20 protein-coding genes are annotated in these 22,625 nt (G+C 65.7%); 10 read left to right on the top strand and 10 right to left on the bottom strand.

What is annotated here, in order from left to right; all coding sequences use genetic code 11:
* Positions 1 to 148 precede the first annotated feature (148 nt).
* Both JOF47_RS08360 and JOF47_RS08355 read right to left on the bottom strand, forming a co-directional pair.
* On the bottom strand, positions 149 to 1,177 hold the full coding sequence (locus tag JOF47_RS08360) for a M12 family metallopeptidase (protein ID WP_209997148.1): 1,029 nt from the start codon (positions 1,175 to 1,177) through the stop codon (positions 149 to 151).
* Between the two features lie 212 nt (positions 1,178 to 1,389).
* Positions 1,390 to 2,460, bottom strand: a complete 1,071-nt coding sequence (locus tag JOF47_RS08355) for an alkene reductase (protein WP_209997147.1) — start codon at positions 2,458 to 2,460, stop codon at positions 1,390 to 1,392.
* A 223-nt stretch (positions 2,461 to 2,683) separates the two neighbouring features.
* Between JOF47_RS08355 and JOF47_RS08350 the strand changes: the two genes are divergently transcribed.
* A complete protein-coding gene (locus JOF47_RS08350) occupies positions 2,684 to 4,972 on the top strand; it encodes an SH3 domain-containing protein (RefSeq protein ID WP_209997146.1) in 2,289 nt (762 codons plus the stop codon).
* Between the two features lie 154 nt (positions 4,973 to 5,126).
* Here JOF47_RS08350 and JOF47_RS08345 read toward each other — a convergent pair whose 3' ends face one another.
* The 3 genes from JOF47_RS08345 to JOF47_RS08335 form a co-directional block, all read right to left on the bottom strand.
* Positions 5,127 to 5,972, bottom strand: coding sequence for a hypothetical protein (locus tag JOF47_RS08345; RefSeq protein ID WP_209997145.1), 846 nt, complete (start codon positions 5,970 to 5,972; stop codon positions 5,127 to 5,129).
* A 36-nt stretch (positions 5,973 to 6,008) separates the two neighbouring features.
* Entirely contained in the window at positions 6,009 to 6,335 is a 327-nt protein-coding gene (locus JOF47_RS08340) for a hypothetical protein (RefSeq protein ID WP_209997144.1), read from the bottom strand.
* A 71-nt stretch (positions 6,336 to 6,406) separates the two neighbouring features.
* Positions 6,407 to 7,006, bottom strand: a complete 600-nt coding sequence (locus JOF47_RS08335; protein ID WP_209997143.1) for a helix-turn-helix domain-containing protein — start codon at positions 7,004 to 7,006, stop codon at positions 6,407 to 6,409.
* A 112-nt stretch (positions 7,007 to 7,118) separates the two neighbouring features.
* Here JOF47_RS08335 and JOF47_RS08330 point away from each other — a divergent pair, with 112 nt between their 5' ends.
* Positions 7,119 to 8,081 carry an NAD(P)/FAD-dependent oxidoreductase gene (locus JOF47_RS08330; RefSeq protein ID WP_209997142.1) on the top strand — a complete coding sequence of 321 codons (963 nt, stop codon included), beginning with the start codon at positions 7,119 to 7,121 and terminating at the stop codon, positions 8,079 to 8,081.
* A gap of 3 nt (positions 8,082 to 8,084) precedes the next feature.
* Here JOF47_RS08330 and poxB read toward each other — a convergent pair whose 3' ends face one another.
* On the bottom strand, positions 8,085 to 9,809 hold the full coding sequence (poxB, locus tag JOF47_RS08325; protein WP_209997141.1) for a ubiquinone-dependent pyruvate dehydrogenase: 1,725 nt from the start codon (positions 9,807 to 9,809) through the stop codon (positions 8,085 to 8,087).
* A gap of 183 nt (positions 9,810 to 9,992) precedes the next feature.
* Here poxB and JOF47_RS08320 point away from each other — a divergent pair, with 183 nt between their 5' ends.
* The 4 genes from JOF47_RS08320 to JOF47_RS08305 all read left to right on the top strand — a co-directional run bounded on the left by JOF47_RS08320 (position 9,993) and on the right by JOF47_RS08305 (position 14,038).
* On the top strand, positions 9,993 to 10,823 hold the full coding sequence (locus JOF47_RS08320; protein WP_209997140.1) for a thioesterase family protein: 831 nt from the start codon (positions 9,993 to 9,995) through the stop codon (positions 10,821 to 10,823).
* The gene (locus JOF47_RS08315) at positions 10,824 to 11,546 is read left to right on the top strand and encodes a GntR family transcriptional regulator (RefSeq protein ID WP_209997139.1); all 723 of its coding nucleotides are present in this window, start codon (positions 10,824 to 10,826) and stop codon (positions 11,544 to 11,546) included. It abuts the gene before it with no gap.
* Positions 11,547 to 11,723: 177 nt separating this feature from the next.
* Positions 11,724 to 13,088 carry an MFS transporter gene (locus JOF47_RS08310; protein WP_209997138.1) on the top strand — a complete coding sequence of 455 codons (1,365 nt, stop codon included), beginning with the start codon at positions 11,724 to 11,726 and terminating at the stop codon, positions 13,086 to 13,088.
* Complete coding sequence (locus tag JOF47_RS08305; RefSeq protein ID WP_209997137.1) at positions 13,088 to 14,038, top strand: ornithine cyclodeaminase family protein; 951 nt, start codon at positions 13,088 to 13,090, stop codon at positions 14,036 to 14,038. Before JOF47_RS08310 ends, JOF47_RS08305 begins: the two co-directional genes overlap by 1 nt.
* A 124-nt stretch (positions 14,039 to 14,162) precedes the next feature.
* On the opposite strand, the gene JOF47_RS08300 is transcribed toward JOF47_RS08305, so the two are convergent.
* Complete coding sequence (locus tag JOF47_RS08300; RefSeq protein ID WP_209997136.1) at positions 14,163 to 14,801, bottom strand: hypothetical protein; 639 nt, start codon at positions 14,799 to 14,801, stop codon at positions 14,163 to 14,165.
* A gap of 53 nt (positions 14,802 to 14,854) precedes the next feature.
* Entirely contained in the window at positions 14,855 to 15,469 is a 615-nt protein-coding gene (locus JOF47_RS08295) for a uridine kinase family protein (RefSeq protein ID WP_209997135.1), read from the bottom strand.
* Between the two features lie 36 nt (positions 15,470 to 15,505).
* Here JOF47_RS08295 and JOF47_RS08290 point away from each other — a divergent pair, with 36 nt between their 5' ends.
* Positions 15,506 to 16,264, top strand: coding sequence for a lipoate--protein ligase family protein (locus JOF47_RS08290; RefSeq protein WP_209997134.1), 759 nt, complete (start codon positions 15,506 to 15,508; stop codon positions 16,262 to 16,264).
* Positions 16,265 to 16,304: 40 nt separating this feature from the next.
* Here JOF47_RS08290 and JOF47_RS08285 read toward each other — a convergent pair whose 3' ends face one another.
* Positions 16,305 to 16,604 carry a hypothetical protein gene (locus tag JOF47_RS08285; RefSeq protein WP_209997133.1) on the bottom strand — a complete coding sequence of 100 codons (300 nt, stop codon included), beginning with the start codon at positions 16,602 to 16,604 and terminating at the stop codon, positions 16,305 to 16,307.
* A gap of 73 nt (positions 16,605 to 16,677) precedes the next feature.
* Positions 16,678 to 19,530, bottom strand: coding sequence for an amino acid permease (locus tag JOF47_RS08280; protein ID WP_209997132.1), 2,853 nt, complete (start codon positions 19,528 to 19,530; stop codon positions 16,678 to 16,680).
* Here JOF47_RS08280 and JOF47_RS22160 point away from each other — a divergent pair.
* The 3 genes from JOF47_RS22160 to JOF47_RS08265 all read left to right on the top strand — a co-directional run bounded on the left by JOF47_RS22160 (position 19,472) and on the right by JOF47_RS08265 (position 22,562).
* Entirely contained in the window at positions 19,472 to 20,155 is a 684-nt protein-coding gene (locus JOF47_RS22160) for a Rossmann-fold NAD(P)-binding domain-containing protein (protein ID WP_281070239.1), read from the top strand. The two genes, JOF47_RS08280 and JOF47_RS22160, sit on opposite strands and share 59 nt — an antisense overlap.
* Positions 20,156 to 20,300: 145 nt before the next feature.
* On the top strand, positions 20,301 to 20,444 hold the full coding sequence (locus JOF47_RS08270; protein WP_209997131.1) for a hypothetical protein: 144 nt from the start codon (positions 20,301 to 20,303) through the stop codon (positions 20,442 to 20,444).
* Between the two features lie 222 nt (positions 20,445 to 20,666).
* Positions 20,667 to 22,562 carry a heavy metal translocating P-type ATPase gene (locus JOF47_RS08265; protein ID WP_209997130.1) on the top strand — a complete coding sequence of 632 codons (1,896 nt, stop codon included), beginning with the start codon at positions 20,667 to 20,669 and terminating at the stop codon, positions 22,560 to 22,562.
* Positions 22,563 to 22,625: the final 63 nt, after the last annotated feature.

Raw genomic sequence — 22,625 nt, 5'->3', positions numbered from 1 at the left:
AGAATTCCTCGCGTGCAATTCAGATTGCAGAGGAAGTGTGGTTTGTGAAGCCGTGGATGCGGGATTCCGAGTCAGGGCCATGGCGGAATGCGGGTTTCAAGCGGCATTTGCCGCGGGCGACGGTCCACCCGCAGCAAGCCGGCATGTCCTACCAGAGCATGATTGCGGTCTGCCCCGAAGCCCCCGCCCAGGTAAGCCGTACGCGTGCGACGTACTTCTTGCCCTTGAACAGCTTCACCCGGACTTTTGCGTTTCGTTCCCAGCCGCTGTTGTCGTTGGCCGCCAGATGGCGGAGTTTGCCCTTGACCTCCTCGAAGAGCACCACGACAGTGTCGGCGTATCCAAAGGTCGCCAGGTCGTACTTGCGCGTTTCGCTCGGGACAATGCTGAAGTTCGCCTGTCCGCCCGGGGCCAGGGAGAGCGGCACGGAGACAAACGGGGTCAGCTGCGGATTCGTGGCCTTGAGCTTCGGGTAGAAGCGCAAGATCCACTCCTTGTCGGTGGCCGAGAGCCCGCCGGCGGGCTCAAGCCCGGCGTGGTACTTCGCGGGCTCGACGATCAGCCCGGCGGGGAACCAGTACTCCATCACCGAGTCGGGATCCCAGGTGGAACCCTCGATCTCGGCGGGATCGAGCTTGCGCAAGACATTTGAGAAGGTTTGTTCCCGGGACCAAAAGTTGGGGGAACCACCGTAGTAGTCGTAGACCTTTTGCTCGTCCCAGACGATTCCGGCGAACGGGTTCTGGTGCTCGTGGGGAAGCCCCAACGTGTGACCGATTTCGTGCAATGCCGTGGTGTGGCCGTAGGGGGTGGTCAGGTCCCAGCCAAAGTTCATGGTCGGCTCGGTGGCGGGAACGCCCAGCACGTCGCGGCCGACATACGACCAGGAGCCGTCGGCCTGGTCGAAGCCGATGCGGATCTCTGCCTCGCTGCGGTCCTGCACCTCGGTGAACACCAGGCCGATGCCCAGCGCCTTCCATTCGGCAAAGGCGTCCCGGACGGCCTGCTGCTGGGCGGCGGGCCCGTCGAGGAACCAGTAGTGCAGCACGGTCCCGTTGACCCACTTGCTGGACAGCATGCGTATGAGCCGCATCCGCTGAACGGACAATCCTGGTGGCAACACCAACGGTGTCCGTGGCTTGACGGTGCAGAGCGGCCGTACTGCTTCGACGCCCATGGCTTTCTCCTTTTTCGGGACCACTTCCATGTCGGCAGTCTGGCACCCCAGCGGGCGTTGCATCAAGGGTTGCGTTGCCGCCCGGCCAGCGCTATGGATCCCGTGTTGCGGCATCCCGCCGGATCACCCTGTCGCGGGGGGACCGCCTTCCATTTCCACGCGCAGGCGACGGTGCCCGCCCCCGCAGCGGGGGCGGGCACCGTCGCGGGATCCTAGTTTTGGTAGGAGGGGTAGTCGGTGTAGCCCCTGGCGTCGGGACCGTAGAACGTCGCGGCGTCGGGTTCGTTCAGCGGGAGGTCCTCGCGCCAGCGGCGCACCAGGTCGGGGTTCGCGATGGCCGGGCGCCCGACGACAACCGCGTCGGCGAGCCCGTCCGCCACCAGCGAGATGGCCTCGTCCCGCGTGGTGATGACGCCGAACCCGGTGTTCAACAGGAAGGGTCCGTTGAACCTGGCCCGCAGGTCCTGGACCAGGGCGCTCGCCGGGTCCTTGTGCAGCAGGCTCAGGTACGCGAGGTCCAATGGCGCCAGGGCATCGACAAGGATCCCGTAGGTTTCCTGCACGTCGGCCGGATCGAGCTCAAGGGTGCCCTGGACGTTGTGTTCGGGCGATAGCCGGATGCCGACCCGCTGCGCGCCGATTGCCGCAACGACCGCCCGTGTCACCTCGATGACAAAACGGGCGCGCTTGGCCGGGGAGCCGCCGTAGCCGTCTTCGCGCGTGTTTGCCCCGGCGGCAAGGAACTCGTGCAACAGGTAGCCGTTGGCCCCGTGCAGTTCCACGCCGTCGAAGCCAGCCGCGATGGCGTTGCGCGACGCCTGGACAAACTCCTGGACGATGCCGGCGAGTTCTTCGGTGGCAGGGGCGTGGGGGACCGGGAAGTCCTTCTTGCCCTCGTAGGTGCGGGTCTGCCCCTCGATGGCGATGGCGCTGGGCGCCACGACCGGATGGCCGCCATTGGTGTCCTCGTGGGTGACTCGGCCGGCGTGCATGACCTGGGCGAAGATCCTGCCGCCCTCGGCGTGCACGGCGGACGTCACTGCCGACCAGCCCTTGAGCTGTTCCTCGGTCACGAGGCCGGGCTGGCCCGGGAAGCCCTGGCCGGCACGGCTGGGATAGGTGCCTTCGCTGACGATCAGCCCGAGCGAGGCGCGCTGGCGGTAGTGTTCGGCCAGCAACGGACCGGGAATGCCCTGCTTTCCGGCGCGGATCCGGGTCAGCGGTGCCATGACAAGCCTGTTGGGCAATTCCATGGAGCCAAGTTGCATGGGGGAAAACAGCATGGGGGTGGTTCCTCTCGCAGGACATTGTGTCAATCAACGACAGCGCCGAATCGGCTTCATTTATTTCGCGTGTGGCCCATGTCGCAATTCATTGGACGATGCATGTGTGGTCGGAGATGACCCGATCGCCATACGCGCCCCGCGCAAATTTCCCGGACGGAATCACGGGACTTGTGGAGTGGCGAACTAGGTATGCAATCTGTCAATTCGTTAGAGTTGCACAATGACTACCACTTCCGGGGGACAGGTGCGCCGTTTGAGGCTGCCTGCGGCGCTGCTGACGGCAGCGTTGATAGCCACGCCCACATTCGCAGCTCCGGCTTTTGCCGCTCCATCCGTTCTTGAAACCACAACACTCGGCGCCGCAGGCGCTGGGTCGGTCACCGAACCCGAACCGGAATCGGCGCCCGCTACGGCCCCGGCCACGGTCACCGGAGAAGGCCTCCAGCAGATGGCCGTCCCCGGGGTTGACGAGACGGCTGCCGAGGACGAAGGGGCGCGCGAGGAAGCCACCGCCCTCACGCCGCCGAACCTGACGGACACCGTAGCGTCGATTCCGGCGAAGGACCTCAACGTCGCGACGACCGAACCCGATCCCGCCGACGACGACCAGCTGGCGGCACTCACGGCCGAGAAGGCGACCAAGGAGTTCACCGCCGCCGGGCTGACGTGGACCCCGGATGCAAACGACGAAGTCATCGAGGCTGCCGTTCGGTTGCGCGAGGACGGAACCTGGTCCGAGTGGACGAGCCTCGAAGTGCTCAACCCGGGCTCCGAGGGCGAAGGCACTGAGGCGGGCACCGAGCCGGTGCTCAGCCTGAGTGCGGACGGCATCCAGGCGCGTGTGCTCACGGCCAGCGGAGAGACCCCGGCGGACCTAAAGATCAACCTGGTTGCCGCGGGAACCTTGGTGACGGACAGCAAGCCCAAGGCAACGACTGCCGCTTCCACCGGCACGTCGGTCGACGGCGCCGCGCTCAAGCCGGCCGTCATCACCCGGTCGGAGTGGGGTGCCAAGGAGTCCCAAGCGAACACCACCACGCGCCGCTCCGCCAAGCTGCAGGCCATGTACGTGCACCACACCGCCAGCAAGAACACGTACACCGAGAAGCAGGCGAAGGATCAGATCCGCGGCATCTTCAACTACCACACCAATGTCCTGAAGTGGGACGACATTGGCTACCAGTTCCTCGTCGACCGCTTCGGCAACATCTACGAGGGTCGTCGCGGATCCATGAACGACTTGATCGTCGGGGCCCAGGCCGGCGGCTACAACGCCAACACCATCGGCGTCTCGGCGTTGGGCAACTTCGACGAGGTCGAACCGCCGGAGGCCCTGGTCGAGGCGCTGACCCGCGTGCTGGCCTGGAAGGGCTACCAGTACAACCTGAACGTCAAGGGCACCACCACGCTGACCACCAGCACGGTCGGGCCCTCCACCGCGAAGTACAAGAACGGGGTCCAGGTGACGGTCCCCGTCATCCTTGGGCACCGCAACACCAACCTGACTGCCTGCCCGGGCCGGTTCCTGTATTCGAAGCTCGGTTCGATCCGCACCGAGGTTTCCAAGCGCATTGCAGCGTCCACTTCGAAATACGGCAAGGCCCATGCGGTGCTGAAGGCGCCGGCCGCCAGCGGAAGCTACTCCGGTGACTCTCCCGTGAGCCGCGACGGAAAGATCAAGCTGGGCTGGAAGTCGGTCAGCAGGGCCACCAAGTACCAGATCATGGTGCGTTCGTTGTCCGACTCGCGCATCTGGTGGGCAGGCAAGACCGTCACCGGGACGTCGGCGGATGTGACCATCGCCGCCGGGGAGACTGCAATCTTCGGCATCCGGGCAAGGGACGATTCCGGACGCGTCAGCTCAACCACCTGGCTCGTCCAGAGCACCAGGCCGAAGGCCCCGATCGCCACCCGGAACTACACCAGGTGGACAACTGCAGGATTGAACCTGCGCAAGTCGGCCGACGTCGACTCGGATCGCCTGCTGACCATTCCCGCGGGCAAGAAGATCACCGTCACCGCAACCTCGGGGAATTGGAGCCGGACCACCTACGGCGGCAAGACCGGCTGGGTCTCTTCGAGTTACCTCAGTGCCGTGGCCAAGCCCGCCGGGAAGCAGTACCGCTATGCATCCACCAATACCAGATTGCTGAAGAGTGCAAGCTCCACTGCGGCCAAGGTGGTGCGCGTGTCTAAGTATGAAAAGATCCAGTTGCTGCAGACCAGCAACAGTTGGTCCAAAGCGAAGTTGGGTTCGAATACCGGATGGGTCAAGACATACAAGCTTTCTGCCGCGGCACCCCAGGGGAAGATGCACCGCTATGCGGCTATCAACACCAAGCTGCTGAAAAGCGCGAGCCCCAGCGCGACCAAAGTTGTAAGCTTGCCCAAGCGTAAGAAGGTGCAGTTGCTGAAAACCAGCAATGCCTGGTCCAAAGTGAAGTTGGGTTCGAAGACCGGATGGGTTAAGTCCTGGAAGCTATATAGTAAGGTTCCCACGAGTCGCTAGCACCGGGCCGCTTGGCGAAGTCGCCCGGCGGGATCGAATCCCCGGAGGCCGCTTGATGAGCACAATGCACGCCTGGTCGTTGAGACCAGGCGTGCATTGTGCGTTACGGGAAGATGTGGCGGCACTTGACCGGTGTCATGGGTGCCCGGCGCGATCAGTCGGGTCGCTGGGGGAAGCGCGGATACGGCAGCCAGTCCCGGACCACACCGCCGTAAGTGCCGGGGGCGGGCGCCCATATTTCCCGCTCCCTGACACCCAGCACCCCGGTCCAGATTTTGTGGATCAAGTCGTAGTTGTCGACGTCCGCATCCGTTTCGCCGTCTTCCCGGTAGGTCGTCCATTGGTCATCGCCGGAATGGAAGACACCAATCAAGTACCGGGTTCCGTCGGGCACCTGACGGTCGTTTTCGGACGTGGAGCTGTACTGGCGCAGCGAGTCCACGAACTCGGCGACCAGGTCGAGTTCGCCCATTTCCATCACCGCATAGAAGTTCTCGCGATGGAAGTCGAACAAGTGTGTTGAGTCGGAGACGTAAATGGGATAACGGTGGTTGCCGGTTGGAATGTATGCAATGTGGGTTGCCAGATAGGCAACCTCGATGAATTCCTCGTTCCGGGCGCCGTCCTTGTACGTGTTCGCCCCGGGAAGCGGGTAGTCATCGAGGAATGCCCACAGCTTGGCCGGAAAATCACGGGACTCGCCAGGCATCTCAAGGTCCGGAACCAGCTGGCCCTCGATGAACAGACGGCTCCAAATCACCATGTCAAAGGCGTCGTCGAGGTTGGCTTTCCCGATCCGGAACTTTTCCTTGTACTCGATGCCCATGGCATCGGTGAGCGTTCCGCAGTCCTTGTAGGCGGCATTCGTCAGCTGCGCCATCTTGTCGATCCTGGCGTCGTCTTCCTGCAACCGGGTGTGGGCGTATACTGCCAGCGGCAGCAGGAGCTCGTATTCGTAGCATACTGCCGATTTCGTGGACCGTTTGAGGTAGGGCTGCATCAGTGTGGACAGGTTGCGGCGTGCCCCGTCGCGTGCCTAGGCGTCGAGCTCGGGTGCGTTCGCACTCGAGTACGTTACTTCGATCAGGGCAACCACCGAGTCGTCCCACAACTCCTTGGGTGCCGTGGGGGTCTTGGCGAAGAGATTGAGCATCTCATCCAGCCCGGAACGGATGGCGAACGTCGCCTCTTCGGCTTCGCTCACGGACCAAGGTTCGGTGCGTAGATTCTTCTGCTGCGCATTCGTGGGCTTCCAGCTTTCGGGCATGGACTCGGGGGTCATCACGCATGGCAAGCCCGGAGTCCCGGCGGGGGAAGAGGCAGCGCTCATCAGCAACAGGATTACAGTCATGATCCATTTCATGAAAGCGTCTCCTCATTGGGGTCCTTCAGGGCCCGAGGCTTGGATCCCGGGGCACCGCAAGGGCCGGGAAGCTACTTTCGTTGGGGTGTCTTCGAGGGCTTTGCCCGGACGTGCATGCGCTCTCCCTGCGGCCCAAAGAGGCTGAGGAATTCCACGGCGTTGGTGTCGGCCCTGCCAAACCAATGCGGTGTGTGGGTGTCAAACTCTGCTGCCTCTCCGGCCGGCAAGACTATGTCGTGCTCGCCCAGGCAGAGGCGGAGCTTGCCCTTGAGCACGTAGATCCATTCGTAGCCCTCGTGGGTGCGCAAATCGGGGACGCTGCGATCGGTGCCTGCGGGAAGCAGGTTCTTGAACGCCTGCAGTCCTCCTCCGGATCCCCTGCTGAGCGGCAGGATCGTCATGCCGTGGTGCGTGATGGGTTTGATGTGGATCCGCGGATCGCCGGTGGCGGGGGCGCCGACCAGGTCGTCGAGCGGCACTCCGTGCGCCCGCGCCAAGGGCAGGAGTTGCTCCAGTGTCGGGCGGCGGTGGCCCGATTCCAGGCGCGAAAGCGTGCTGACCGAGATCCCCGTGCGTGCGGAGAGTTCCTGCAGGGTGGTGTTGGCGCCGGTGCGCAGGGCCCGCAGCCTCGGGCCCACCTGGGAAAGCGTGTCTTCGATTTCTTGCTCCATGCCAACAGTTTGCCACAACGGCAAAAATGTTTGGATTCTTCCGCGATCCGGGTGCACGCTTGACGCAGTGCGGACGGCACGTCACGCGACGAATCACAAGGAGCGAAACCCCATGGAAAACCAGGCAAAAACATACGATGTGGTCATCATAGGCGGGGGAGCGGCGGGACTGAGCGCAGCCCAGGCTTTGGGCCGTGCACGGCGTTCGGTGCTGGTCGTGGACGCAGGCGAACCCCGCAACGCGCCGGCGGATGCGATGCACAACTACCTTTCGCGCGACGGCATGAACCCGTTGGAGCTGCTGGCTGCCGGACGTGCGGAGCTGGCAAAGTACGGTGTTGACATTGTTGCCGATCGGGCAACGGACAGCTTCCGCACGGAGACCGGATTCACCGTCTCGCTGGCACGGAATCCCCAGGTTTCGGCCCGGAGAATCATCCTCGCCGGAGGGCTGAAGGACCTGTTGCCGGAAATCGACGGACTGGCCGAGCACTGGGGAAACGACGTCCTGCACTGCCCCTACTGCCACGGCTGGGAGGTCAAGGACCAGCACATCGGCATTGTGGACAGCGCCTTCTCGGTGCACCAGGCGCTCATGTTCACCCAGTGGAGCAAGAACATCACCCTCTTCAGGGCTCCGGACCGGGAACTGGGTTCCGAGGATCTGGAACAGCTTGAGGCCCGTGGCGTTGGGATCATCGAGGCGGACATCGCCGCGGTGCGCGGTTCCGCCGGGTCCATCCAGGGCGTGGAACTCTCCGACGGCACCGTGTATCCGCTTGATGCCTTGGTGATCATGCCAGGGGTCGAGGTCGATCTTTCCGGCGTGGCCTCGCTGGGGCTTACGGCCTCGGAGCATCCGATGGGTGTTGGCCAGTTTGTCGAGGCCGATGCCATGGGGCAAAGCGGTGTTCCGGGAGTGTGGGTCGCCGGAAGCCTCGCGGACCCGAAGCAACAGGTCATCATGGCTGCAGCCAGCGGGCTCGGCGTGGGGGCGGCCGTGAATGCCGATCTCACCCGGGAGGAAACCGAGCGGGACGTGGCGGAGCTGCGGCTGCAGAGGGCCGCACTGTAAGGCTCAGAAAAGCTTGCGCCAGTTGGTTGCGGCAAGGTCCAGCAGCTCGTCGCCCTTTCCGGAAAAGACGGTGCGGATGGCATAGAGCGCGAACCCCTTGGCCTGTGCCGCGGTGATCGACGGCGGCATCGACAGTTCCTGGCGGGCCGTCACCACGTCGACGAGGGCGGGCCCGTCATGGTCCAGGGCTTCGTCCAGGGCCCCGGGCAGGTCGTCGGAATTTTCCACCCGGAACCCGCGGATGCCCAGGGCCGTGGCGACGTCGGCAAAATTCGGGTTGGACAGGTCGGTGGCGAAGGTGACGAAACCCGCCGCCTTCATCTCAAGCTCCACGAAGTTCAGCGACGAGTTGTTGAAGACCACGATCTTCACCGGCAGCTTGGACTGGACCAGGGTCAGCAGGTCGCCCATGAGCATGGCAAGCCCGCCGTCGCCTGAAAGCGTCACCACCTGCCGGCCGGGGTTCGAGGCCTGGACCCCGATGGCCTGCGGGATCGAATTGGCCATGGTGCCGTGGTTGAAGGACCCCAGCAGCCGGCGACGCCCGTTCATGCCCAGGTACCTTGCCGCCCAGACCGTGGGCGAGCCGACGTCGGCCAGGAACACCGCGTCCTCGTCGGCCAGCTTGTCCAGGGTGCGGGCGACGAATTGCGGGTGGATCTTGGCGCCCTTGCGGGACGGCACGGCCAGGTCGTCGAGCTTCTCGCGGGTCTTGCGGTAGTGCTTCTGGGCGTCCTGGAGATGCGTTCGATCCGTCTTCCTGCCCAACAGCGGGGCCAGGACCTCGAGCGTGTCGGCGACGGTGCCGAGCAGCCCCACGTCGATCCCGGTGCGCCGGCCCAGCTGCTCTCCGCGCATGTCGACCTGGATGATCCTGGCCTTCTGCGGATAGAACTGCTGGTAGGGGAAATCCGTGCCAAGCAGCAGGATCGCATCGGCGGAGTCCATGGCCCGGTACCCGGAGGCGAAACCCAGCAGCCCGGTCATGCCGACGTCGTAGGGGTTGTCGTACTCGATGTGTTCCTTTCCGCGCAGCGCATGCACGACCGGCGCGGCCAGCAGCTCGGCGACCTCCATGACTTGGGCGTGTGCGCCCGCAACCCCGGCCCCGGCCAGGATGGTGACCTTCGGGGCGTCGTTGAGCAGGGTCGCCGCCCGGGCCAGTTCCTCCGCGTGCGGCAGGATTGCCGACCGGCTGCGGGTGACCACGCTGGTGCGCGTGCCCTGCGCCTCGGCAAGCGCCACGTCCCCGGGCATCACCAGCACCGCAACGCCCCGGCGCTCCACGGCGGTGCGCATGGCGACCTCGAGCAGCCGCGGCATTTGTCCGGGGGTGGAGACCGCCTCGCAAAAGACCGATGCCTCGCGGAAGAGTTCGGCCGGGTGGGTCTCCTGGAAGTAGTTGCTGCCGATCTCGCTGCTGGGAATATGTGCCGCGATGGCCAACACTGGTACGCGGTTGCGGTTTGCGTCGTAGAGTCCGTTGATCAGGTGGAGGTTTCCCGGCCCGCAGCTTCCGGCGCAGACCGCCAGGTTTCCGGTCATTTCAGCCTCGGCGCCGGCGGCAAACGCCGCGGTTTCCTCGTGCCGCACCGGGAGCCAGGCAATGGATCCGTCCTTGCGCACGGCGTCGGTCAGGCCGTTGAGCGAATCCCCGGCCACGCCGTAGATCCGCTTGACCCCGTTGGCCTTGAAGACGGCGATCATGGTTTCGGCGACGGTGGGCATGGGGGTGTCCCTTTCCTTGGCGCGGGCTGCTGCGGCCCACCCTACGCGCGGCGGTGTTTCGGGCCAATAGCCGGTGCGGATTTGGCGCCGCGTGCGCGTTGATTGCGGGGCGCGTCGCATTGGTGGCTAGGCTGATCAACAAGAGAAGCGGGCGGCAACGCCACCGGGCAGAAGGAAGCAGACATGACTCAAGCAACCGCCGAATCAAATACGCCGGAACTGGCCGTCGGCGATTTCTACTACCGGCCCACCGGCGAAAACACGTACCGCTCGACGGTCCACGCCCAGGGCGCCTGGAATCCGCACGAACAGCACATGGCGCCGGCCACCGGCATCCTGGTGCACGCGATGGAGAACTTCCAGCCGCGCGCGGACATGCGCATGGCCAGGATCAGCCTGGACATCCACGGCATCATCCACGGCGGAGAATTCGAGGTCCGGACCCGCATGATCAGGCCCGGGCGCACCATCGAGCTCATCGAGGGCGAGATGCTCTCCCAGGGGCGCACCTGCATCGTGGCCCGAGGCTGGCGCCTGAAGACCCTGGACTCCACGGCCGTTGCCGCGTCCGAGGACAAGCCGGTGGTCCACCCCGAGGAGCTTGTGACCTTTCACGGCATGACCCCGTGGCCCGGCGGCTACATCCAGGGCCTGGAATTCCGCGGCGCCCACGGCCACCGCCCGGGCAAGGGTGTGGTGTGGATGCGCAACGGCTTTGAGATGGTGGAGGGGACAAACACCTCCGACCTGGTACGCCTGATGGGCATGGTCGACACCGCCAACGGCGTGGCACCGCGGGTGGCGCCGGGCCCGGGCTCGTGGATGTTCCCGAACGTCGACCTGCAGATCCACATGCACCGCGCACCCGAGGGCCAATGGCTCGGCATCGAGGCGCAGCAGACCTACGGCGCCGACGGGATCGGGTTGACCTCCGCGGTGCTGCACGATATCCACGGCCCGTTCGGGCGAAGCGAGCAGATCCTCACCGTCCGGCCGCTGCCCGGGCAGAAGTAAATGGGCCGCGACCAGGACCACGACCCGTTCCACGTCCGTCTGACCGGCCGCGGCGGCGAGATCAGCCTGCGCCAGCAGGTGTCCGACGCCCTGCGCGATGCGCTGGTTGCCGGGACGTTGATCCCGGGGAAGATATACTCGGCCCCCGCCCTCGCCGAGATGCTCGGCGTCTCCCCGACCCCGGTTCGCGAGGCAATGATTGATATCGCCCGCGAGGGACTCGTCGAGGCCCTGCGCAACAAGGGTTACCTGATCAAGGGTTTCAGCGACCGGGACCTTGACGAGTTGGCGGCGTTGCGGACGCTGATCGAAGTTCCCACGATGGTGCAGGTGACCCACCAGGCCAGCGTGGCGGAGCTGGAGGAGTTGAGGCCGCTGGCCGAGGTGCTCAATGAGACGGCCCGGCGCGGTGCCCTGCGTGAATTCGTCGCAGCCGACACCGAGTTCCACCTGCGCGCCCTGGCGTTGTCCGGGAACAGGCAACTGGTCAACAATGTGCGCCGGTTGCGTTCGATGGCGCGCTTGTCGGGGTTGCAGCAGCTGGCCGATGCCGGCGAGTTGCTGGCCACGGCTCGCGAACACGGGGAAATGCTCGACCTGATGGTTGCCCGCGATGCCGAGGGCGTTGCCGAATTGATGCGCCGGCATATCGGCCACACCCGCGGCGTCTGGGCCGGGCAGGCCGAGTCCGGCGACGGTCCCGAAGGCGCCCGGCGGGCCTGAACCACCGGATTTGAAACGCCGGTGTGATCCGCGCCATTTGCATATCCCTGAGTAAAATTTTACTGTTGTCTCTGGCCGTGGCGCATGTCACGGGATAATTTCGTCACAATTGCGCGTCAGGCGGGCACCCCGCGAAGGGTTTCCGGCCCCGGCCGCGCTGAAGATGGGTAGGGGCACATGAGCCAGCCAGCAACGACAACAGCACCAAAGAAGGTGAGCTACGGGAAGGTCCTCACGGCCAGCCTCAGTGGATCGGCCATCGAATGGTTCGACTTCTTCCTGTACGCAACAGCCGCGGCGTTCATCTTCGACAAGCAGTTCTTCCCCTCGGAGGACCCCTACGTCTCGCAGATGCTCTCCTACCTCACCCTCGCGCTGACCTTCTTCATCCGCCCCTTCGGCGGAATCGTCTTCTCGCACATCGGTGACCGCATCGGCCGCAAGAAGACGCTGGTCGTCACGCTCTCGATGATGGGCGGCGCGACGGTCGCCATCGGCCTGTTGCCGACCTACGAGCAGGTCGGCATGCTGGCCCCGGCACTGCTGATCCTCTGCCGGGTCATCCAGGGCCTGGCCATCGGCGGCGAATGGGGCGGCGCGCTGCTGCTCGCCTACGAATTCGCGCCGAAGAACCGCCGCGGCCTGTTTGGCAGCGTGCCGCAGACCGGCATCACCATCGGCATGCTGCTTGCAACCATCGCGTTCTCCCTGGTCAGCCAGTTGCCTAAGGACGCCTTTGAAGCCTGGGGATGGCGCCTGCCGTTCATCTCCAGCGTCATCCTGATCATCGTGGGCCTGTGGATCCGCGGCGGGCTTGGCGAAACCCCCGAGTTCGAAAAGCAGAAGAAGTCCGGCAACGTCTCCAAGCTGCCGATCGCCGAAACCCTGCGCCACCACTGGCGTTCGGTGCTGATCGCCATTGGTGCCAAGATCGTCGAGACCGCGCCGTTCTACATCTTCGCCACCTTCGTGGTCAGCTATGCCACCGGCACCCTGGACTTCGAGCGTTCCACGGTGCTTGGCGCAGTCAGCGCCGGCGCGCTGGCCAGCACGATCATGATCCCCGTGATGGGTTGGCTCTCGGATTCATGGGGCCGCGTGCGGGTCTACATGGTGGGCGCCGCGGCGATCGGCCTGTTCGCCGCACCGTTCTTCCTGCTGCTGGGCATCGGCCAGGACTGGGCCGTGTTCATGGCCGTCATCATCGGCCTGGGCGTCGTCTGGCCGCCGGTCACCGCGACCCTCGGCACGTTGACCTCCGAGATCTTCTCCACCCGCGTCCGCTACACCGGCGTCACCCTGGGCTACCAGGTCGGTGCCGCACTGGCCGGCGGAACGGCCCCGCTGCTGTGCACCTTCCTGCTGGCAAGGTTCGACGGCTCTTGGGCCCCCATCGCCATTTACATCGGCTCCATCGCCGTGCTTTCCATCGTTGCCGTCTCCTTCGCCCCGCGCGTGGCGCAGGCCGACTCCGAGATCGAGGCCGGGGAAACCGAGACGGGCACCAGCCGCGAAGTAGCAACCGCGGGGGCAAACAAGTAATGGGCGCCGCAACCGAAACCGCACCACGCTGGTACGGCTCGCGGGAAGTTGCCGCGGCCATTTCCCCGGCGCGCGCCCGCGCACTGATCGAAGCCGCATTGCTTGACGACTTCGACCCGGCCAACGACCCGGCACGCGTGAACACGCCTGCCGGCGGAGGCCATCTGTTGCTGATGCCCTCGGTCATTGGAGCCTGGGCAGGAATCAAGGTCGCCTCCGTGGGACCGAACAACCCGGAGCATGGCCGCCCGCGCATCCAGGCGACCTACGTCCTGATGGACTCGTTGACGCTGAGCCCGCAGGCGCTCATGGAAGGTTCGCTGCTCACCGCCCTGCGCACCCCGGCTGTTTCGGCCGTGGCCGCCAACAAGCTGGCGGCACCGGATGCCGGGACGCTGCTGGTCTTCGGAACGGGCCTGCAGGCCTGGGGCCACATCGAGGCAATGGCCGAAATCCGCACGCTGTCCGAGGTCTGGATTTCGGGGCGCTCCGCCCGGAAGGTCGAGGAGATGGTGGGCAAGGCCCGCGGCCTGGGTCTCGCGGCCCGTGCGGCAGAGGCCGGGGATGTGGAAAACGCGGACATCATCGTGTGTGCCACCTCTGCCGGTGAGCCGCTTTTCGACGGTTCCCTGGTCAAGGACGGTGCCGCCATCGTGGCCATGGGTTCACACGAAACGGACCGCCGCGAACTGGACGCCAACCTCATGGGCCGTGCCCGGGTGGTCGTCGAGGACGTCCAGACCGCGCTGCGCGAGGCCGGTGATGTGGTCATGGCCATCGAGGAAGGCAGGCTGGACGCCGGCGCGCTGCTGACCTTGAGCAACCTGGTGCGCGGGAATGTTGCCCGGGCAACGGACCGCCCGAACGTCTTCAAGGGCACAGGCATGTCTTGGCAGGACCTTGCCGTTGCCGTGGGCGTGCACGGGGACACACCCCGGAACGTGGCCTGATACCGGCGTCACACACAGTCCACTGTGGAAGCGGACCTTGTTGACCGGGGACCCTCGATCCCCGGTCAACAAGGTCCGCTTGTCTTGAAGCCGGGCGGATCCAGTTCACGAGGGCACGGGGATGTCACGGCATGATGCGTTCGGAGCTGCCGGCGTCCGCAGCCGCCTGCTCGGCCAGCCGGAACGCCGTTTCCAAACGGCCGATGGCCTGGAGATAGCCGGTTCCGGCGTGCTCCGATGCCGGGGTTTGCGGGTCCCGGCGCAGCAGCTCGGCCTCGGCCAGCGCCTTGGCCAGGGTGGAGACCTCCGGGACATGCACGTCGTTCATCGCCGGAAAATCAATGGCCGCGGCCGGATCCAAGGCGTAGCGGCTCCAGGCCCGGAGCACCGAGTCGTGACGTGCCGCCAAGGCGGCATGCTCGGCGGCTCGCCGGGACTGCGACTCCGCGGCTGCCAGGTTTTCAACGCGGCGGGCGGCAAGCTTGCCGGTCGCCAGGGCGCTTGCGGCAATCATGACAAGGGCCAGGGCGCCAATCCACCGGTCCAGCATGGCGGCAATCAGGAGCATCGGGGCCAGCAGGCAGAATCCGGTGAAGCCGTACCAGAAGCGCGCATCCGGATCCTGCTCCCGGGAGGGCCTGGTGTTCACTAGCCAGGCCGTTGCAATGCCGACGAGTATTGCCAGCAAGCCAAGTGTCGGGGCGACCACCGCGGTACCTCCAAGGCCAACGATCCGGCCCGGCTGGATGCAGAGCCTCTTCATCCCATTCCAGCCCTGCCAGGGCCAATGGTCAAGGGGCCGGTTGCGGCAATTTCCTAGAAGGCGGCGGCATCGGCCAGCATGGCCTTGACCGCCTTCTTTTTCATCGGCACGAACCCGGCCTCGAGGTACCTGGCGCGGACCTGGCGGTCGGCGCGGAAGAGCGCATGGCCGCGCTTGATCAGGAAGCCGATGGGCTTGCGGCGTTCCTTGACGTCGCGGACGAACCGCCGCAGCGCGGTCTGCGACGCCGAGACGTCGATGTAAAAGGCCTGGACGTCGATGCCGAGTTCCCGCAGCGGCGCCAACACCTCGCTCACGAAGATGCCCTCGGCGACCAGCGGGCCGTCGGCCAGCTCCACCGGGTGCGTCCCGTCGTAGCTGGAGGTGCTGATCGAGTAGTTCGGCACCTGCGTCTGCCCGGTTTCCAGCAGCTCGACCAGGCCGTCGACCGCCTTGTCGCAGTTCCAGGTGCCGGAGTGGTCCCAGTCGACCTCGCCGTAGCCGGTCTGCGGGAGCGGGGAGTCGGCGGTGTTTTCCGAGATCTCCCGGTAGAAGTTATCGAGCTCCACGTGGGGACGGCCGAAGCGGTGGGCGAGGTAGGACTTTCCGGATCCGGAAGCACCACCAAGCAAAATCAGGGGCATATGTTGTTTCGGCACGGCTCCCATTATTCCTTTGATCGCCCCGGACCTAGAATCGAGTCCATGAGCCTTTGGAATCCCGATGCCGACCACACGCTGCACGTCCTGCATGATGTGCCCGGCGGCGACCCGGCGGCCGATCTCATGGGAGGCATTGAGCTGCTGGGATCCGTCCGCGACGGCCGCTCGCCCGCAACGTTGCGGCTGTACCGGCCGGACCCCACGATGGCCTTCGGCCAGCGCGATGTCAGGCTGCCGGGCTACGAATTGGCGGTTGAAAAATCGCGCGAGCACGGCTTTGCCCCCGTGGTGCGCAAGGCCGGCGGCCGTGCGGCGGCCTACCACCGCGGAACCGTGATCCTGGACCACGTGGAGCCCGCGGGCGAGGCCATGCTGGGCCACCAGCAACGCTTCCAGGTGCTGGGGCAGCTGTATGCCGATGCACTGCGGCGCGGAGGCATCGATGCCCGCGTGGGGGCGATCCCGGGGGAGTACTGCTCCGGTGATTTCAGCGTCCACGGGCTGCCGGGCGCGCAATCCCCGACGCGGCACGCAGTGAAACTGGTGGGGACGGCCCAGCGGGTCATCTCCGGCGCGTGGCTTTTTTCCAGCGTGTTTGTCATCGAGGACTCCGCGCCCATTCGTGCCGTGCTCGATGACGTCTACCAGGTCATGGGGATCGAGATGGACCCGTCCAGCGTGGGCGCCGCGGACGACCTGGTTCCCGGCTACACCGTGGAACGGTTCACCGAACACCTGCTCGCCGAGTACGCGCTCCATGCGGAGCTCGTCGGTGCGCCGCCGGTCGGCACAATGCAGTAGCTCAGGACCGGTGCAGTAGCTGGTGCCCTAGCACCCGTCGCTAGCGTGCGCGCCTGCCCACCGACAGGCCAGCGAGGAACGCGGCGCAGGCGGCGGCGATGGCCAGCAGCACGCAGCCGATGATTTGCTTGGGGCCCATGAGGTACCTGCCCGGCATGAACTCGGAATCGTTCAGGGGTGCGTAGGCCATCCAGCCGAAGGCGAGTTCCTCGCTGCTGCCGATCCACAGCGTGATGATGCCCGCGACGATTGCCAGCAACCCAATGATTCCCACCGTGAGCGGCAGGGCCCGCCCCGGTGCGCGGCTGGGCGGCTTTGCTGCGTCCGTTGGTTCGCTCATGGATCACAGTCTGCCATGCCGCGCCCCGAAAGGGCCCGCGGGAAGGCCGTTCCCGGCGCGGCCGGTGCCGGGCTCAGGACGTTGCATCCATCAGCTCGGGGTCTTCGCGCCCGTTGTCCGCTGGGTCGGCGGCGGGATCCGCGTCCGCCGCGGGTGCCGCTAACGAATCGTCGTCCACGTCCGGCCAGCCGAACCTGTCGCGCAGCTCCGCCAGGTAGGACTGGTAGGCCTGGCTCCCGACGTAGCCCGCATGCCTGGGGGAGTCTACGTAGCTGATGCCGCCGGACAGGTCGGGCTGGTCGGTGGCCTTCAGCGCTTGCAGCTCCTCGCGGTGCACCCCGGTTTCCCTGGCCCTGATGTCCATAAGCACCAGCTGCGCCATCTCGTCGAAGCGCTTGTAGGCGGCATCGGCGAACTCGATGAAGCCCAGCACGTAGAGCGAATCGACCCGGCGCGGGAACACGTTCAGGTACAGCCGCGGGCGGCCCGAGGCCCAGTCCAGCAGTTCCGGGTCGAGGAACGGGATCCTGTACTCGTAGCCGGTGGCCAGCAGGATCTCGTCGATGTCCTCGGCGGAGCCGTCGGCAAACACCGCGCCGCGTCCGGTCAGGCGCACGACGTCGCCCTTGGCGACCAGGTCGCCGTGGGACAGGTGGTGCAGCACCTGGCCGTTCATGATCGGGTGGCTGGCCAGCGCGTCGTGGTCGGGCGCCGGCAGGCCCAGCCGGGTCAGGTCTCCCACCAGGGAGTCGATCACCTGGCCGAGGTCCCCGGAGAGGCTCACGCCGCGGGGCGGTTCGAGGATGCCGGCAACGAGCGCGTCGGTGGGAATTCCGCCGATGTGCTTGGGGAAGTAGCGGTAGCCGCGGCGCACCGAGAGGAACGCGGCATCGGCGTTGCGGGCCGCCTCGCAGGCGATGTCCACCCCGGAGTTGCCCCCGCCAAGCACCAGCACGCGCTTGCCGCGCAGTTCGGCGCCGTCGGCGAACGTGGCCGAATGCCGGATCCGCCCGGTGAACAATTCCTGCCCCGGAAGCTGCGGGGCGTTCGGGTGCCAGGTTGTCCCGGGCGCCGCGACCACACCGTCGTACTCGCGCCGTGTGCCGTCGGAGAGCCGCACGCTCCAGCTCCCGTCGGTCTGCAGCCGCGCCTCGGTGACCTCCGTGTTGAACGTGACGTGTCCGTAGAGCCCCGCGGCCCTGCCGAACCCGCGCAGGTAGTCGCGGACCTGGTCCCAGCGCGGGTAGTCCGGGTAGTCCTGCGGCATCGGGAATCCGTGGAAGCCGCTGGTGTACTTCGAGCTGATGAAATGCGCGCCGTTGTACATGGGGGTGCCGGTGTTTTTCATGTCCCAGATGCCGCCGAAGTCGGAGTTCTTCTCGAACCAGTCGAACGGCACGCCCTCGACGATGAGTGCGCGGGCCATCGCCATGGAGGCCGGGCCGCCGCCGACCAAACAGTAGGACCTGGTGTAGGTCGCCGGTGCGCCGTCCCCGAGGGAATCGGCGGAGCGGCGCCGCAGCCGGGAAGCGGCGAACGCCGCATAGGCCGCGGGGTTGGCGCGGCGCTGGCGCAGGGACACAAACACGCCAACGACGGCTGTGAGCGGCAGCAACAACGGCACCAGGTTGACCAGTGCGTTGTCGGAGCCGGTGAGGACAGAATAGTTGAGCGTCACCAGGATGAAACCGGCGCCGAGGCCGGCAGCGCCGACGGCCGGGGCCACGATGCCGCGCCAGAGCGACCTGTCCGGCCGCCTCCAGAAGAAGACGAGCACCGCGACGGCCGTCGCGGCCTGCACAAAGACGATGCCCAGCGTTCCCAGTCCCACCAGGCTTGCGGCGATGACGGTGTAGGGGTCCGCGCCGAGCGCGGCCATGGTGCCCATGACCAGCGCCGTGGTTGCCGTGATGACAAGGCTGCTGATATGCGGGCTCAGGTGGCGGGCATGGTAGCGACCCAGCGCCGCGGGCAGCATGCCCTCGCCGCCGAGCGCAAACAGGTAGCGGCTTGCGGCGTTGTGCAGGGCCAGGTAGGAGGCCAGCACGCTGGTGCATAGCAGCACGGCCGTCGCGTCGTAGAGGATCTCGCCGCCGTACTGCCTGGCCAGGTTGAAGACCATGTCCCCGAGCTGCGCCTCGGCCATGGCCGGCGCGTCCGGGCCGCCGGCTGCGCCGATGATGATCCACGCCGTCACCACGTAGAAGGCGGAGATCGAGGCCACCGCAATGTACATGGCGCGCGGGACGGTGCGTTCCGGGTTCTTGGATTCCTCGCCGTAGATCGCCGCCGACTCGAAGCCGATGAAGCTGGTCAGGGCAAAGAGCAGCCCGATGCCGAGCGTTCCGGAGAAGGCCTGGTTCGGGGTGAAGGATTCGGCGGGGAAGGCAGCCGCACCCTTGGTGCCGACAACCAGGATGTTGAAAATGATCAGGACAGCGAACTCCAGGACCATCAGTACGCCCAGCACCTTGGCGGAGAGCTCGGCGCTGCGGTAGCCCAGGAAAGCAACCAGCAGGATCGCGAAGGCGGTGAAGACGTACCAGGGCACGGACATGCCGAGCCCCGCGAAGACCAGATGGGTGAAATAGCCGAACGCGGCCCCGATGCCCAGGGCCATCGAGGTGTAGCCGACAAGCGCGACGTAGGCGCCGGCGGTGCCGGCCGGCTTGCCCAGGGCCCGCGCAATGTATGTGTAGAAGGCACCGGAGTTCACGACCCGCGCGTTCATGGCCGCGTAGCCCACCGAGAAGCACAGCAGGATCACCGAGGCGATCACGAACGCGACGGGCAGTCCGATGCCGTTGGTGCGGGTGAGCGCCAGCGGGACGTTGCCCACCATCGCCCCCATCGGAGCCGCGGCCGCGATGACAAGGAAGACGACCTTGCGTGTTGACAGGACAGCTCGTGTTGCGGGTTCGGGCATTGAGGCCTCCGGGTACGACTGGCGGCCCGGCGGGAACCGAAGCCTGCATCAAAGTAACCCTGAGAAGGCCCGTTATTCAAGAGCGTTGAACGGTTTTGATGGGTTAGCGCTCGCCGGCACGTGGACCCCGGCGAGCGCAGCGCCGGGTTGTCGGGAGGTCGCCCAGGTTGCCCCGCAGAGCGTGCATGCACTGATCGTCGGCGAGCACGGCGACACGGAGTTCCCGCTCTGGTCCACCGCAACCATCGGCCAGACGCCGCTCTCGGAGTGGAGGGATGATGCGGGGACGCTGTTGTTCCCGCGCGAACGCCTCGAGACCCTCACACACGACGTCGTCAACGCGGCGTACAAGGTCATCGCCGGCAAGGGGGCCACGAACTACGCGATCGGTCTCTCGGGCGCGCGCATCGTGGAAGCCGTGCTGCAGGACGAGCGCTGCATCCTTCCCGTCTCCAGCATGCTGCACGGCTACCGGGGCTTCGACGGCGTGGCACTCAGCGTTCCCTCGATCGTCGGGGCCGACGGTGTCCGGCGGGTGCTGGACACCCACCTCGATGACCGGGAAGAGGAACTCCTCCAGCGCTCGGCGGGGACCCTCCGCGCGTCGATCCAACTGTTTTCTTAGGGCGGTGCGCCCGTCGCGCAGTCCCTGCCAGGTGGGATGCCATTTTCCTGAAGGGGGCTGCATCACTGTGCTACCGGACCGCGCCGCCAAGCGTTGTTCCAGGGTGCCCGGACGGGTTTGATTCGGGCCGGGATCTGGTGAATCTGTGGACTTCGAACCGGGGATCAATGGTCCGTGGGACGGTGTCGAGCGTTTCATGCCGCCGAAGGGCCGCGACGCCCAGGCTCTGCGTGCCACCGGCAACCCGCCCAGCTTCGACTTGGCCCATGGTGCCCGCGGCCCGGGGTAGGGCAGTTTCTGAACGGTCCTTTTGAGGGTTCTTTGTTGTCACCCGACTCCGATGTCCGTGAATTTGTTGTTCGGACAGCGCTGGCGGAGTTTCTTGGGGAATCCCTCTGGCGATGGCTCTAGCGCTGGGGAACACGCTGCCTCCATGGCAAGGCTTGCCATGCTAGCAGAGGAGCCAATCTCGGCCGAGTATGGAGGTAGCGTTCCCCGGGAAAGGAAAACGATGCTGCCATTGATCAAGAGATACCCGGTGGTCGTGGTCACGCTGATCGTACTGCTGGCCACATTGGGCATGTTGGGTACAGGGTGGGGGCAGCTGGCGCAGTTGGTTGCCAGTGCCTTTGCGCTGGGCCTGGCCGTGCACCTGGGCTGGGGTATGGCCAAGGACATTGCCCGGGGCCATTGGGGAATTGATGTCTTGGCCTTTACCGCGATCCTGGCCACCGTCGTGGTGGGCGAATACCTGGCGGCCCTCATCATTTGCCTCATGCTCTCGGGTGGCGAGGCCCTGGAGGACTATGCGCAGATGCGCGCCACGAAATCCCTGTCATCGCTGCTGGAACGTGTCCCGGTATGGGCGCACCGGGTTGAAGCAGACGGAACCATTCACGATGTGCGGGTGGCCGAACTGATGGTGGCGGACGCGGTGCTGGTGCGTCCCGGAGAAATCCTGCCGGTTGACGGGGTGCTCCTTGACCCCGAGGGCTCTTTTGACGAATCTTCACTTACCGGGGAATCGATGCCGGTATATAAAATCGCCGGCGAATCCCTGCTCTCGGGGGCGGTGAATGGGGCGCGCGCCATCACACTGCGTGCCAGCGCGACCGCTGCGGACTCGCAATACTCGCGAATTGTCGAACTGGTCACCGAAGCCGCTGCCTCGCGGGCCCCCGTCGTCCGTCTGGCTGATCGCTACGCCGTTCCCTTCACGATGCTCGCCTATGTCATTGCGGGTGCTGCCTGGTGGGCCAGCGGCGATCCGGTGCGCTTTGCCGAGGTGCTGGTGGTGGCGACCCCTTGCCCCTTGCTCATCGCGGCACCTGTTGCCTTCATGGGAGGCATGAGCCGGGCAGCGCGCACCGGTGTCATCGTCAAGGACGGCGGAACACTGGAGAGGCTTGCCGCCGTGAAATCGGTTGCCTTTGACAAGACCGGAACCCTGACCCAAGGCATACCCCAGCTTCGTTCGATCCACCCGGTCGAGGGAATGGGGGAAGAGGAATTGCTGTCGCTGGTCGCCGCAGCAGAACAGTACTCCTCGCACGTCTTGGCGGCCTCGATCGTGGCGGCCGCCAGTGACCGGTCGCTGGCCATCTCCGCGGTCCGGGACGCCAGCGAGGTGGCCACCCATGGGGTCAGTGCGTTGGTGGGGAAACGAAGGGTATTGGTGGGCAAGCCGGCATGGATCAAATCCCACGTCCCGGACGTGAGGCATTACGAGCTTGCCTCGGGTGAATCCTCGGTCTATGTCGCCGTCGACGGGCACTTTGCCGGGGTTCTGGTGTTGGCCGATGCGTTACGGCCAGACGCCGCGGAAACACTGTGGCAACTACGCTCCATGGGCATCCAAGACCTGCTGATGCTCACGGGAGACCAGCAGGCGACCGCCGACCACATTGCCGGCGAACTGGGATTGACTCGGGTGCGCGCCGAATGCATGCCGGAGGACAAAGTCAACTTTGTGCGCGGGCTGACACGCCGCCCGGTCATGATGGTCGGCGACGGAGTCAACGATGCCCCGGTACTGGCTGCTTCGGAGGTTGGTGTTGCCATGGGTGCGCGGGGGTCCACCGCTGCCTCACAAAGCGCGGACGTGGTCATCATGACGGAGCGCATTTCCCAGGCGGCTCAGGCAGTGCGCATTGGAAAAGACACCGTACACATCGCAGTGCAATCCATTTGGCTTGGAATCGTGCTCTCCGTACTGCTCATGTTGGTGGCCGCCACCGGAGTATTGCCGGCAATCCTTGGAGCCCTGAGCCAAGAGATCGTTGACCTGCTGACCATATTCAACGCCTTACGCGCGCTGAAGGGCACTCAAAAGTTCGAAGTTCGACCAGGTTCGCACTCACAAGGTCGGGAAGCAGTCGCTCCGGGCGTCAATCGGCCTGCAGAGTAATGCGGGATTCGCTGGCACATACTGTCCCAGAACGGGAGCCCGGCCGGATTTTTCGTGCATCGG

This window comes from Paeniglutamicibacter kerguelensis (assembly GCF_017876535.1).
GTDB classification, from domain to species: domain Bacteria; phylum Actinomycetota; class Actinomycetes; order Actinomycetales; family Micrococcaceae; genus Paeniglutamicibacter; species Paeniglutamicibacter kerguelensis.
This window is presented reverse-complemented; position numbering and strand designations above follow the sequence as displayed.